General features: G+C 64.4%; 5 protein-coding genes and 2 pseudogenes. 4 read left to right on the top strand and 3 right to left on the bottom strand.

From position 1 onward, the window contains the following. Window positions 1–80: 80 nt before the first annotated feature. Window positions 81–425: pseudogene (locus ACFYP3_RS35260) on the bottom strand (IS110 family transposase); the annotation flags it as partial. Between the two features lie 281 nt (window positions 426–706). Continuing rightward, window positions 707–1,390 (bottom strand): annotated as a pseudogene (locus ACFYP3_RS35255) (IS5 family transposase); the annotation flags it as partial. Between the two features lie 2,704 nt (window positions 1,391–4,094). On the opposite strand from ACFYP3_RS35255, the gene casA reads away from it, so the two are divergent. Genes casA through cas6e form a run of 4 tightly spaced genes read left to right on the top strand, consistent with a single transcriptional unit; the run spans window position 4,095 to window position 9,101 of the window. Further along, window positions 4,095–6,449, top strand: coding sequence for a type I-E CRISPR-associated protein Cse1/CasA (gene casA, locus ACFYP3_RS35250; protein ID WP_388841925.1), 2,355 nt, complete (start codon window positions 4,095–4,097; stop codon window positions 6,447–6,449). Further along, a complete protein-coding gene (gene cas7e, locus ACFYP3_RS35245; protein WP_388841923.1) occupies window positions 6,446–7,654 on the top strand; it encodes a type I-E CRISPR-associated protein Cas7/Cse4/CasC in 1,209 nt (402 codons plus the stop codon). Before casA ends, cas7e begins: the two co-directional genes overlap by 4 nt. Next, complete coding sequence (gene cas5e / locus ACFYP3_RS35240; protein ID WP_388841921.1) at window positions 7,651–8,397, top strand: type I-E CRISPR-associated protein Cas5/CasD; 747 nt, start codon at window positions 7,651–7,653, stop codon at window positions 8,395–8,397. Before cas7e ends, cas5e begins: the two co-directional genes overlap by 4 nt. Continuing rightward, window positions 8,397–9,101, top strand: a complete 705-nt coding sequence (gene cas6e / locus ACFYP3_RS35235) for a type I-E CRISPR-associated protein Cas6/Cse3/CasE (protein WP_388841919.1) — start codon at window positions 8,397–8,399, stop codon at window positions 9,099–9,101. The genes cas5e and cas6e overlap by 1 nt, the downstream gene beginning before the upstream one ends. Window positions 9,102–9,989: 888 nt before the next feature. Here the strand turns inward: cas6e and ACFYP3_RS35230 are convergent. Beyond that, complete coding sequence (locus tag ACFYP3_RS35230; protein WP_388841917.1) at window positions 9,990–10,943, bottom strand: helix-turn-helix transcriptional regulator; 954 nt, start codon at window positions 10,941–10,943, stop codon at window positions 9,990–9,992. Between the last annotated feature and the right edge of the window lie 3,159 nt (window positions 10,944–14,102).

The following is a 14,102-nucleotide window of genomic DNA, read 5'->3' as shown; positions in this document are numbered from 1 at the left end:
AGTCGATCACCTGGGAAGGTACGCCCTCCGCACTCCGCAGAACATCCCACCCCAGGCCGATCCACAAGTCCTGAGCATTGCTCGATCGCCCGCAGCGGGGGAGGGATCGCGCGGGCCGCATCCGCGATGATGAACGCGTTCCGCGTGTCCGTTTTCGCCTCGCTGGGATAGAGGTCGGCGATTCGCCGCATCGTCAGTCTCGGCAGGGAGGCGACAGGGCAGCCCATATCGCGGGCGACCGCCAGCGGCACCGCTCCGATCGAGGCCGGCTGATCGACCACGATCAGCATGGTCCCGTGCTAGGCCTGCAACTTCGCGAACAGCTCGCGGAGTTTCGGCTCGGCGTTGGGCAGCCGTTTGTAGAAGACCTTCTTCCCGGCCGGCGTGAGCCCGTGACCGTGGTGGGCGGTCTTGCCGACGTCCATCCCGAGGCAGACGTCGATGGTGCTGGTGTAGATCACGTGCAGGCCCCCATCACGCTTTCGTCCGGACTCGCCTCCGCACCGAGCTGCCACACCCACGTTACGGAGAGCTCTTCCGGCCGGGTGAAGCCGGTGCTCAAGCCCCTCATCAGCGGTCCGTCGATGCCTCCGGGTCCGGTGACGCCACCCTCGGATCATCAACCGCAAACGAGGGGGGAAGTCATGCCGGAGCGGAAAGCCGGTAGCCCCATTGTGCGGAGGCGCAAAGACGATAGCCGGGGAGCGTAGCGGTGGTTGAGGCGACGGTAGCCGGTGAGCCAGGACACGGTCCGTTCGTTCACCCACCGGCGGCACCGAGCCGTTCTGATGACTCGATGCCTTTGTGGGCGATGCGGACGCCGATTCGTTTCGCGCGGAGCCATTTGCGCAGTTCAGGGACGTCGTAGGCCCTGTCGGGGTGCAAGCGTTGGGGTTTGAAGTGACGGCCACGGCCACGGTGGCGGGAGTGTCTCGTTTGGTGACCGAGCACTATGGCTTCAGTGCCTGGCTGTCGTGGTGTTCGCGGCCCAGATTCCGACAAGGAGGGGCAGTGCGGCCGAGTCCGACGGGACATGCCTCTTGGAACCCTGTTTGCTCCGGTCCACGGGGCTCGGACCTGTGAGCCCGCCACCTCTTTTTTGGCGCGCACATGGGCTGATTCGAGTACTGAGCGGGAGAGGTCGAGGAGGCCGGCGTCGTCGAGTCGGTGAAGGACCTCCTCGTGGAGCCGGCCTCGGACTCCGCCGCGGCGTTCAGGAATCTGCGGTGGGCGGTCAACTTCGATATCCCGAAAACGGCGGCAGCGCCCGCCAGGCACAACCGCTGACCAGCACGTAGATGATCGCGACGAACAGCATCTCATCAGGTGTGTCCTGCGTCCCGACGCCTTGCGGCCGCAGCCTCGACGGCGGGTTCAACGGCTTTGCGATCTCTCACGGCCCGTCCGGGACGATCCAACTCCACGGACCCCGCCCCATGACCAGCCCAGCGCCCATCACCACATAGGGCACGGCCTTAAGGACCTTGAGGTCCCGACGTTCGCTGCCGGCTCAGCCCGGTGAACAGGCGAGGCCGACAGGAAGCGCTAGTTTCAGTGACAGGGCTGCGTGTCGGCGAGGTGTGGATCGCGAGCTGAGCAGGTTCGGCGACTGGGCCTCAAAGAAAGCCCTACTTGTCGGCCAATGGTTACTTTGCGCCGCGTTGCACGCCCCCACCTTTGACCGCGGTCAAGAATTGCCAACAGCAACCGAACGAGACCAGCAGCAGGCCTGTCTGTCGAGCCGTCGTCAGACCGCAGTACCTCTAGACATATCGCCCCGTGCGTTCGCGCAGCAGCGGGTCTCGGCAGTACCGTGATCTTCGACGATAGAGGCGTACACGGTCCGGGATGTGCGGCCCATCCCCGTGTATGTACAGGGAGCAGGCAACGTCTGAGTGAGGCCTCGGTGTACTCGCGCTGGTGCTGGTAGAGGTACCTCACGTTGATCCCGAAGCCCAGCGGCACCTGAGCGGCTGTGTCGGTCTTCCTCGGGTGCGGCCGGTGATCAGAGCCACTGCAGGATGGAAACTTGCACCGCGGCCACCTGGGTGACGATCAGCGGCGTCACCCACGCCACGACTGCATGCGAGCGTTGAGTACGGCACGATGGTCAACCAACAGGGCCCCCAGGCTGCAGGGTTGAGCTCCGACAACTTGCTCAACAGCCGGGGGCTCTGCCCGTTTCACCGCCGTGGCGAGCTTCTTCGCGAGGGGGGCGTACTGGCGCATCCCTGCAGGACTTTGTGCGCCTCGATGATGGGATCCGTGGGCTTCATGGACCACGGACCGGTCTTCCCGGCCACGTCTCGCCGCCAGCCTCGAGGCGGGCCGCCGCTGCCCGAGTAGTCGCTGCTCGCGGAGACACGCAGATCCACGTCCACCGTTCTGGATCGATACAGTGGGTTTTGTTGGTACCGACCCCTTTCGGCATACAGGATGCGGATCATCGGTCTCTACACCGATCCGCCCGATGGGGCGACGGTCGTCTGCGCCGATGAACTCCGGCCGGTGATCCCGCGTACGTCCCCTCCGGCGCCGGGCTGGTCCCTTGACGGCCGTCGCATCAAGAGCGAGACCGATTGCAGTCGCGGGCCGGAGAAGACCTGGGTCAACGGCGGCTTGCACGTGAGGTACTTACAGCAGATTCCCATGACCGCCACCTCCCGCAACAGCGTCCCGCTGCCAGCCAGCCCGACGGTCTGGAGGCGTGCAAATACGACTCGCTGGCCGTGCCGGAGCGTTCGGCTTTGTCCTGGCGAATCTGCGAGCTCCCAGCAGGCTCGTCCGCGTAGTGGTTTTCCGAGGCCTCCTTGCTGCGCCTCGCGCGGAGCTAGTAGAGCCAGCGCAGCGTGGCAGGCGAGGCGCCGACGGGTTCATCCCCGCATGTGCGGGGAGCAAAACTGCTTCCCAGTAGTGGGCAGCGAGCTACTCCGGTTCATCCCCGCGTGTGCGGGGAGCAGAGTACCTGGCTCACGACGCTACGCCGTGACGGGTTCATCCCCGGGTACGGGGAGCAGTTCCATCGAGGTGACCTCACCGCGGCGCATCAGGGTTCATCCCCGCGTGTGCGGGGAGCAGGGATGCCAGCTCCCAGCCTGGCTGCCCGCGACGGGTTCATCCCCGCATGCGCGGGGAGCAGACTGGCTTACATTGCACTCTACGATGGCCGCAAGTCGCCCTGCAGCTCTTCCCGGGATTCGGAAGATTCGGTACTGAGGCCACTCTTGGGTTCACCCCGCGTACAGCCCACCCCTGAGCCCCCACACCCCCCCATCCCTGACAACGACAACCACTGCCTTAGGGCACAATCCGCCGCCAAACGTGAACGGACGACGCAGAAGTGGCTCCCGTTGTGGGGCCGTGTCGCCGGCCTGCAGCCGTGGTGCAGACCCCGCTGCCCGGGTCACCGGTTCGGTTTCTAGGAGCCGTCGGCGCGCCCTGCTGCGCTCCCCGGCACTACTGCTCGCGCATGGGAGACGCTACCTGTCGTACGACAGGAAGGCATTAGCTTGCTGATGCAGGCGCCTGCACGGACGAGCATGGGCGCCCCGGGCCGACTACACGGATGTGATGGCAGCCGCGGGAGCACGGCTCGGTATCGTCGAGCAACAGCGTGCCGCGCAGGTGTTCAGGATCGCCGAAGCCTGCGGCCTGGAGCGGCTCTTGGTTGCCTGGATCGCTCCCGATGCGGGCGATGCTGACGCACAGGGTCGGGCTCAGGCACGAGACGGTGACGAGACTGGAAGTGCTCGTTATGCGGCGGAGTAGCGATGGTATGTATGCGACGTTGCCTCTGGCTTGACCGGGGAGGGCTGGGCTTGAGGTGGCGGGGTGCCGCCACCTTGTATAGCGCGAGCCAGTGCGCTGCGGCTGTCATTCTATTTTTCCGAGCGCCTGGGGCAGTCGACTGTGCCGTGGAGGAGCCAAGGCCGGTGGCGTGGTGGAAAGGGGTGTGCTGATGTCTGGGCGCGAGCTGATTCTGGTGCGCGTTCAGGGTGATCGGACCCAGCTAATGCTTTTTGAGGCCTGCTACAGCGAGGGCTGATTGGGATTGTGATCAATAGGGTCTCCAGCGAGGGAAGAGGGTGAAAGGCTTGCGCAGTTTCGACCTGGTCTCCCGTCCGTGGCTGCCGGTCCAGTTGTGCGACGGTACTGCCGTTGAGTTGTCACTGGAGGAGGTGTTCGCCCGCGCTGGTGATGTGCGGAGGCTGGCGGGAGATGTGCCTTCGCAGGATTTCGCTCTGCTGAGGCTCCTACTGGCCATCTTGCACGATGCCGTTGATGGACCGCGAGACCTCGACGCCTGGCAGGAGCTACACGAGTGTCCGGAGCCATTCGCAAGTGTGTCTGCTTATCTCGATCGTCACCGGCATGGATTCGATCTTGTTCATCCCAGTCGGCCGTTCTTCCAAGTACCTGAGCTGAGGACGCAGAAGGAGGAGGTGGCACGGCTGAACCGCATCGTTGCAGACGTCCCCAATGGGGATCCCTTCTTTACGGTGCGTCAGCCTGGGGTCGAGCGGCTCTCGTTCGGGGAGGCGGCGCGCTGGGTCGTGCATGCACACGCCTTCGATACGTCTGGTATCAAATCGGGAGCTGTGGGGGACTCGCGGGTCAAAGGCGGCAAGGGCTACCCGCAGGGGGTCGGGTGGGCCGGCAACCTAGGGGGCGTCTTCGTGGAGGGGGACAGTCTCAGGCAAACTCTCCTGCTCAATCTGGTGCCGTCTTCCGCGCTCAGCCTTGACAAGGAGGACAGGCCGGCGTGGCGCAGGGAACCGTGCGGACCAGATGTGCAGCATGGCCTGGAATCGCGGCCCACTGGCCCTCGGGATCTCTATACGTGGCAGTCACGGCGAATCCGTCTGCACCATGACGACCAGGGAGTTCACGGCGTGGTTCTGGCCTACGGGGATCCTTTGGCATCGCAGGACAAGTACCGTTACGAGCCGATGAGCTGCTGGCGTCGCAGCAAGCCGCAGGAGATGAAGCTAGGCCGCTCGCCGGTCTATATGCCGCGCGAGCACCATCCGTCGCGGGCCGCATGGCGCAGCCTGCCCTCGCTGCTGACGTCTCAGGCCCAGGAGCGGACCGCCCAGCACGGTGAGCCTACCTCGTGCCTGCGGGCGGGCGTTTTGAATTGGATCGCGGAACTTACGCATCAGCGTCTCCTGCCGGAGGAGATGCTCATCAGGCCCCGCCTGATCGGGGCGAGGTATGGCACTCAGCAGTCGGTCATCGACGAACTTGTCGATGACGGCCTCACAATGCCGGTCGTTTTGCTTCATCAGCAGGATCGGCAGTATGCGGCCCAGGCTCTGGGAGCGGTCGAGGACGGCAGTGCCGGGGTCGGGGCGCTGGGTGATCTGGCAGCCGGGCTCGCCAGAGCGGCAGGGAGTGATCCCGGCGTAGCGCGTGAGACAGCCCGGGACAGAGGTTTTGATCTGCTGGACGTCACCTATCGTCAGTGGCTGGCAGTCCTGCGTGAGATGAAGGACCCAGGGGAGGCTCGAAGGAACTGGCAACTGGCAGCGCATCGCATCCTGCGAGAGGCGGCCGAAAGCCACGTGGCTGCCGCGGGCGAGACAGGCTGGCTGGACCACGCCGCATCCGAGCGCACCTTCCTGGCTCGGCTGAATAGAGTCTTTTGCCTGCGCTACGGGACCGAGGCAGACTCTGTCACAGAGCCGGAGGAACCTGACGTCAGCAAGGGGGGCAGCGCGGTGATCGATACCGTGCCGACGGTTCCGGCAGCGCCCATCTGGTCGCAGAAGTCGCGGGGACCGGCCAAAGAGTTCAGCTTGTTGCATCAGGCCGTCGCCCAGCACATCCGCACTCTCCAAAACGACTACCTAGCGGACCGTTCCCACGCCGTGCGAGCTCTGGCGCGCCTGCGCCGAAGTCACGGATGTCCGGCGGACATGCCGGACCTGCGGGGACTGGGAGGCGTCGAGCAGTTCTTCGAACATCGGCTCACCCAGCAGCACGCGTCGGCGAGGGCGGCAGCTGAAATGCCGCGCGCTGAGCGCGCCGCGCATGTCGCCGTCGCACTTTGGGCCGTGCACCAGCAGCCCAGCCAAACGAAACACATGCATATCGCTGGCGGGCCATCCGTGGGAACGGCGGTGCGCCGACTCATGTCGGGTACCGATTCGGACGCGCCGATCCGTAAGCGACTCGTGCGAGCAGGAACGGCCAGCACACTAGAGGTTATGGCCCAGAGGCTGCGCGACCTGGTAGTCCAGCTGCGCGCGGCGGAGATTCCGCTCGACTACGGGTTGCTTGCCGAGCAGCTCGATCTATGGCAGAAGCCGGGAGGGCCGCTCCAGGTCCGCCGGGCCTGGGGGCGCGCCTTCCACGCGCACCGCCTACCAGCCGCTACCACGGAGAAGGAGGCAGACGTCCCTGCCCGTGCAGTCCGAGACCGTCGAAGAAATGAAGGAAACGAGTGAGCCGCACGATTGTTGACGTGCACATTCTGCAGACCGTCCCGCCGAGCAATCTCAACCGGGACGATACGGGGGCACCCAAGAGCGCTGTCTATGGCGGGGTGCGCCGCTCGAGGGTGTCCAGTCAGGCGTGGAAGCGGGCAACCAGGAAGGCCTTCGGGAATCTGCTGGACCCGGCTGAGCTGGGGGTGCGGACGAAGAAGGTGGTCGAGGCGCTGACCGGGCGGATCGTGGCGTTAGCGCCCTCGCTGGAGGCGGAACAGGTGTGGCCGATGGCGGCCGAGGTGATTCGGACGGCCACCGGCGCCAAGATCGAGACGCCCTCGCGGAAAGCGGGTGGCAAGGACGGCAAAGACGACGAAGACGCCCCTCAAGCCCCGCAGTCCTCTTACCTGCTCTTCCTCAGCGCCCACCAGCTCGACGGGCTGGCACGCCTGGCCGTCGAGGGCATCGGTACGGGGTTCGAGCCCAAGGTGTTCGTGAAGGCCAAGGACATCAAAGCCCGGGCCAAGCAGATCGCTGCCACCCGGCACTCGGTCGACATCGCGCTCTTCGGCCGTATGGTGGCCGACGCCGCCGACATCAACGTCGACGCGGCTGCCCAGGTCGCCCACGCCCTCAGCGTGCATGCCGTGGACATGGAGTCGGACTTTTTCACGGCCGTAGACGATCAGAACACCAGCGCAGAACCGGGCGCCGGGATGATTGGCGCCATCGACTTCACCTCAGCCACCCTCTACCGCTACGCCACCGTGGACGTCAACCTGCTGGCGAACAACCTCGACGCCAAGCTTATTGACAGCGGGCAAGCGGACTGGCCGGTACGGCAGGCAGTGGAAGCCTTCATCGAGGGCTTCGCGATGTCGATGCCCACCGGCAAGGCCAACACCTTCGGCAATCACACACTCCCGGACGCCATCATCGTCAAACTACGCACCTCCCGGCCCGTTAGCTTCGTAGGGGCCTTCGAGAAACCGGTAGTCCGGGAGGCCTCCACTGACGGTCACGTACGCCCCGCCTGCAAAGCGCTGGCAGAACACATCCCCGCAGTCGAGAACGCCTTCGGAGCCATCGCCGACCGTACCTGGGTCCTGCGCGTCGGCGAGCACACGGCCGATCTGGCCGCGCTTGGCGCCCAGGTTGGCCTCCGGCTGCTGGTCACCGAAGTAGGCGAGGCCGTAGCGGAACGTCTTGGGAAGCGTGGATGAGCGCTCTGGCCCTGCGCCTGGCGGGCCCCCTGCAGTCGTGGGGGGCTTCGGCCCGGTTCGCCCGGCGCACCACCGAAACTGCTCCAACCAAGAGCGGCGTGATCGGCCTACTTGCCGCTGCCCTAGGCCGACCCCGAGGCGCCGGCCTATCCGACCTGGCTGCGCTGCGTTATGCAGTACGCATCGATCAGCCAGGTACCCGCCTGCGTGACTTCCAGACGGCCCACCACGCAGACACTGGCAAAGCGATGCCCGTCTCGGAGCGCTTCTACCTGGCCGACGCGGTCTTCGTTGCCGCCGTCGCCGGAGACGACGATCTGGTGCGTACCCTGCACGCAGCCGTACGCGCTCCCGTCTACCTCCCCTACCTCGGCCGCCGCTCTTGCCCGCCACAGGGACCTGTCGATCTCGGCGTGCGGAGTACCGGGGATCCTATCGACGCTCTAAAAGCCGAGGGGTGGCAGGCATCCGAGTGGTACCGACAGCAGCGGCGCCAGGACTCGCTGATCGCGCTGATCATCCTGGGCGAGGGCACGGTCGGCAACAGACTCGACGGTGCCCTGAGGGATCAACCAGTCAGCTTCGACCCGCGCCACCGCCGCTACGCCTTGCGCAGCGTGGTCTGCACCTCAGTCGACGTACCGAACCCCGATTTCAGCCCACCGACACGCGAAAACCGTCCGCCTGTCCCCGTCCCTCGACATGAACCCGAAACCCTGCTGTCCCCTATGGACGGTCCCTGATGCATCTGACCCGCTTCCGGATCAACACCGCGCGGCTCGGTGTCCGCAGCCTCCTCGCTTCCCCCCAGCGCATGCACGCTGCTGTAATGTCTTCCTTCGCCGGACGACTGCCCAGAGACAAGAACGACTCCCGGACACTGTGGCGCCTCGACCGCAACGCCAAGGCTGAGGTACTGCTCTACATCGTCAGCAAGGAATGCCCCGACCTCACGCACCTCGTGGAGCAGGCCGGCTGGCCAACGACCGCCACTTGGCAGACGTACGACTACCAAGCCTTCCTTGGCGCACTCCAAGCTGGCAGCACCTGGGCATTCCGCCTGACTGCCAACCCAGTGCACTACATCCGGCGCAAAGACGGCGACCCCACTAAACGAACCGCCCATGTGACACCCGGACACCAAATGGGATGGCTGCTTGCTCGTCAAGAAACCGCAGGCTTCCGGATCCTGAACACCCCGCCAGAGCAGCGCCGCCTCCCGCAAAGCAATGAGTTCCAGCTGACGGTCCGTGACGAGCGTAGGCACAGATTCGAAAAGACCGATGAACAGGGAGGCCAGCTACACCGCGTCCCTCTCGTAACCGTTACCTTCGACGGACGTCTGCAAGTCACTGACCCTGCGGCGCTTCGGCGGACCCTGACGCTCGGCCTGGGCAAGGCGAAGGCCTATGGTTGCGGACTTATGACGCTCGCCAAGCCGGTGTGAGCTATGGGCACGGAGGCCAGCGATCTGCTGCGGTCGTGCCCGGCGCCCTTCGGCCGGGACCTTCCGGTGGACAAGCCAGGGGAGTACGGCTGGTGCAGGAGCCAGCCCCGAACGACGAGGGCCCTGGCTCGGTCACCGCGGATCCGTTGCTGCGGCCGAAGGCCGCGCGGTGGATGAACGGGACGACACCGTCCAGGTGCTGGTGATTTCGTGGGTGCAATTCGACAACCCGAAGGAGACGCGCGAGCGGATCCGTGGGCACACTCCGGCGATCAGAGCAACCAAAGTTACGATTCGAATAACCTAGGTCTGATGGGGCTCTGCCACAACGCTCAGATGAAGCCGGCATATGGGCGCCTTCGATCAGCCATGACTGCCGACGCCAGGCTTCGCGGCGGTCGATGAGGAGTCAGAGCAGGCACCCGAGACGTAGGGAAACCCATCAATGAGACCGGACTTGGCAGCCGACCAAGATATCGACGGACAAAGCCACAGAGGCAAGACCGGCGAGACACACCTGGACGAACACGACAGCCCCTGCCGTCTGGTCGTTCGGGACGGCGATGGCTGTCTGCTTCGCTGAACCTCCCTCGCTCGTTCCTCTTGAAAACGGGGATCTCACCGTGCGCCAGCCGAGAAACCTCCGACGAAGCCATCGACTGCCCCGAGCATCGACCAGGTCATACCTCGCTCGCGTCTCCATCAGCCGGTAGCCGGACTGCCGTCCGAAAGCAACCGGCGCGGAACCCACCCCCATAAACACATCACCTGCTAGTGGATAGCCCAGCTGTCCATCAACCTCCACTGGCCGCCAGACGAGCATCGCGATCCCCGGCTGAACGCATTCTTGAACCAACCACGCACGAGGTCGTCAGCGCCGGATCATGGTCATGTGAGGAGGGTGGTACGGGGTGAGACGCCATACGCTTTCAGGTATGCCGCGGCGAAGCGGCTGGGGTGGAGAAAGCCCCACTCAGCTGCGATGTCGGTGAGTGCCACGCCTGTGGCTGAGTCGGCTGCTTGCAGGGCTGCGTGGGCGTGAGCGAGTCGGACACGGCGCAAGTATCCCATCGGTGTGGTGCCCGCGTGTCGGCGGAAGGCGTACTGGAGGGCGCGGGGGGTGACAGGGATGGAGGCAGCGATCTCAGCGAGGGTGATGGGCAAGTGAGCGTATTCCTCGATGAACAGCTTGCCGCGGCGCAAGGTCTCGCTGTCGGCGTCGCGGGTGTCGGCAAGGGCCAAGTCGTCGACAAGCGAGGTGTTGGGGATGGCAGCCAAGACGGAAGAGGCCAGGGCCTGCGAGGCGGTAGAAGCAAGCAGGGGAGATATCTCGGTGAGGCTGAGCAGGCTTTCCCGGAGATAGGCGAGGGCGTTGGCGAGCTGTCGGTCAGCAGCCGGGCTCAGGGGCCGCAGGGCTGTGAAGCGGATGGGCTTGGTGACAGTTCGGGCGCCGACGGATGCGGTCTGCTGGAGGAGAGCTGAATCGAAAACAGCGGCATGATAAAGAGAGTGGTCGACCCTAGTCTGGCGAGGTACGTCGGTCTGGTCGACCAGCAGGCACTGGCCGGGGCCTGCCTGTGCCCTCCCGTGCGTAGACGTAGAACATGCAATGTGACCGGAAATGATGCTGGTCAAGATCAGATGCCCCGGAGCCTGTCTCACATCCGCGTCGTGGATGTGATTGATGTCGACTTCGTCTAGGGAGAACGGACCGACAAGCAGGCGGGAGACAGCGAACATGAACGTGGGGCTGCTGGCGTGCACCCGCAACTTACTGTAAGCGGAGCAGAGGAAGGCTTCAGTTTCCTCACGGTTGGTACTGCGGTAGTGAAAACGTTCCATCGGCTCCCCCATCGTGTGGTGTCAGGACGGCTCGGCTCGCGGGCGTCGGGTGCCCCACGCTAGACCGATGGCCTGGAAAGTGTTACCCGTAGCAAGAGTGACGCGTCAGGATGGAAGGTGACGCGGCAAACCAGAGTTTTGGGCCGGTGAGGATTGCCGTGAGACAGCTCTCAGCAGGAGGGGTCCTACAGGAGTCCCAGGTTCATCAGCCCTTTCGCGGGTGCCCCGTCTTCAGCTGGGAGGCGGGTACGAAATCCTATGTGGGCAGAGCAGGATGAGGTGTTTCGTCGGCTGGGTAGCAAGCACCGGAGCGTCGGTGCAGAGCGCTTGTTTCTCTGTCAGCGGTGAGGTCTGCCGTACTGGTTCCGGGTTTGCACCGAACCGGCCGCCTTCAGGAGCAGGCCCCAGCCGCGGCGCCGATGACCAGGACCCTACCGAAAAACGGCGGCGGGCGAAGTCCTACCAGCACTGGCACATTACCCCCGCTATGCCCCGCCCACGCGTTATTGGCCGACCCTGCCGCCCGCTGGCAACTGCCCGCCGGCACCGTGCGCTGAAGTGCATCTACCTCGCGGGCGGTAGTTGAACTGCAAGCGTGCATCGATGGCCCGAGCTATGACACCGCCGCCCTCTTCGGAGGTCCTGGAATAGGAGAAGGTGTTCTACCGCGGGGAGCGGGTGGTTTTGGTGTGGGACGGCTTTTCCGTCCGTCCGCTGGACCGGGCGATGCGGGCGTGGGCCGTCGGGCAGGACTGGCTCACCCTTGCCCGATGACCCGCCTACGCACCCGAGCTCGACCCGGTGGAACTGCTGTGGTCCCGCAGTATCCAGGCTGCTGGTTCCGTACGCCGAGCAAGGGGAGTGAGGGCGGGGTGTGGACAACGTCGTACCAGCGTCTGACTCAAGTTCTCGGCTGGTGTCCCCAAGTCCTCGCCCACTTGATCCTGCCCGATCCCGATGGCGGCGCCGATATGGAGTACTACGTAGTACTTCTCCACCATAGATCAGTAGGGTCAAGTGGGATCGCATGCCAACTGGCTCGGTGGTGGATAAGCGGGGATCGTTCGCGTGTACGACATCACGCTGCGTCCCCGCAAGTGATCCTGGGGGCGACGCGTGCCTGGTATTCCACGATCTTACGTAGCTGGTCTCCCACTTCAAGGCATTCCCACAGATCGATCGTGGGGAAGGCTTGCCATCCCGCGGCCTCTCGCAGGTCGATCGGGGTGAGGGTTGCCACGTGATGGTGGAGAAGGAGTACGTAGTACTCCATATCGGCGCCGCCATCGGGATCGGGCAGGATCAAGTGGGCGAGGACTTGGGGACACCAGCCGAGAACTTGAGTCAGACGCTGGTACGACGTTGTCCACACCCCGCCCTCACTCCCCTTGCTCGGCGTACGGAACCACCAGCCTGGATACTGCGGGACCGCTACTAAGTCGATCGGGATCGCCTGGTCCGGCTGCGAGGGCGGCCTCAGGCGGATCAAATTTTGGACATCCGCGTGCTGATGTCCACGACTGGCCCTAACCATGGGTACTCTCTCACTCGTCACCATCAAGCCCGCTTCGTACGTCGCCAGAACTCTGCCCTCGGCTACGCACAGGCCGAGGGCAGAGTTGGTGGATCGAGTGGCGGACTCGCGTGAGGCCCGGATACTCCTTGGCGGGAGTGTGCCGGGCTTTGCGCATGTTCGAATTCGGATTGGTCCATGCGCCTACGCCGCCTGCTCCCTCTTGGGCCTCCCAGTAACTGGGCATGGGGCCCAGACCAGTGGATGCAGCTCCTGCAGGGGCACGGATGATGGCTTGGAGATTTTCGGCGATGTAGCTCGCCGAGGGCTCAGTCTGCAGTTCCACTGACACGGATGTCGGATCCGGATCTTCGGTGAGCAATCCTCGCCCAACAACATGCCCCGAAACGCCTGCCGTCGTGGTGACGACGGAACTTCCGCCACAGCCCGTGACGTCCTCGCCATCTCCACAGCAGCCGCACCTGAGCTTCTTTCCGCCCCGAGGCGCTGCGGACTCCACGTCCTCGTTCCCTCACCTAACCCTCTCGGAAAATTGACCAGCAATCAGGCTAGCGGCTCCAAAACACTGGCGCTCGGGAAATCTCAATGTGTGGACAAAGTTCACCACATCGGTGTACGAGAAGACAGCTGGAGCATAAAGAGGCAGGCGACACAACTGGCAGGCCCTGAGCAGGCACGTTCCGTGAGCGTGCCCCGGTCCCTTCCATTTGGGCAGACCTCTGCCGGAAGTTTGCCTTTCCGTTAACCAGTGCATACTCAACTGGCTGTTGGGTGTTACCAAGTCCTCTTTGCGTGGTGACGCAAAACGAAACATGGGGATCGCCAAACGAATCACCGATTAGGTGGCATATTTTGGTCAAGGGGGCGTCGGAAGACCTCAGCTGAAGCCCGGGTGGAAAACACAGACTGAGCACCGGGGCCAACAGTCGGCAGAGACCCTCACAGGCCGTTCAGCTGAGGCGGGAGCCGGCCAAGAGGTGCGCACCTGGCCCTGCGTTGACAGCGAGCATCAGGCTCTGGTCGGCGATGTTCCCAGAGTTCCTCTCGTTCCCCTTCGGTTTGAGGGGACCCCTGATCCTTGCGCCTGCTGATTACCCTGGAGCGGCGGAGGCCCTTGGTCGTCGGCAACTGACAGAGGCTGGAGGCGCCAGCCAGGATGGCGAGCGTTGATCTCCGAGAGCCTGTTCGGCGCCAGTGTAAGCGGAGGCCTGGCGAGGTACTGGGTGGGACTATGCCAGATCCTCCCGAAGACTCCGAGGCAGCGGCAATTCGAAACGGTCCCCACGCCAGCTACACGGGGCTTACCTCTCCACCTGCGCCGGGTGAATAAGACATAGGCGAAGCGGATGGCGATCGTGGCCGGTGGGTTCGCCCGGCGCCCGACAATCAATAGCTGTTGGTGACGCGGCGTCTGGGCTGGGACGAACAAGTCAAGACCGCCTACAGCTCCATGAACTCATGCTGGCTGAAGCGGATCGAAGCTACGTCACCTGGCGAAACTGCCAAGCACACGAAGAGAGCTGTGCACCGTTACTGAGGATTTCGGGTTGTCGTCGGGTAGTGACGGTTCATGATCCCTGCGGTATGCCGTTGGTATGCGTTATCCGGAGGGTGGGGGCCTGACC

Origin of the sequence: Streptomyces sp. NPDC005533, from assembly GCF_042871845.1 — a bacterium.
In the GTDB taxonomy this organism is placed as follows: Bacteria; Actinomycetota; Actinomycetes; order Streptomycetales; family Streptomycetaceae; genus Streptomyces.
The sequence above is the reverse complement of the archived record's forward strand: the minus strand, read 5'-3'. Positions and strand labels throughout refer to the sequence as shown.

Bases quoted from the DNA above. Each gene is read 5' to 3' on its own strand.
- cas5e (WP_388841921.1), top strand. From the start codon at position 7,651: ATGAGCGCTCTGGCCCTGCGCCTGGCGGGCCCCCTGCAGTCGTGGGGG.
- cas6e (WP_388841919.1), top strand. From the start codon at position 8,397: ATGCATCTGACCCGCTTCCGGATCAACACCGCGCGGCTCGGTGTCCGC.
- ACFYP3_RS35230 (WP_388841917.1), bottom strand. From the start codon at position 10,943: ATGGAACGTTTTCACTACCGCAGTACCAACCGTGAGGAAACTGAAGCC.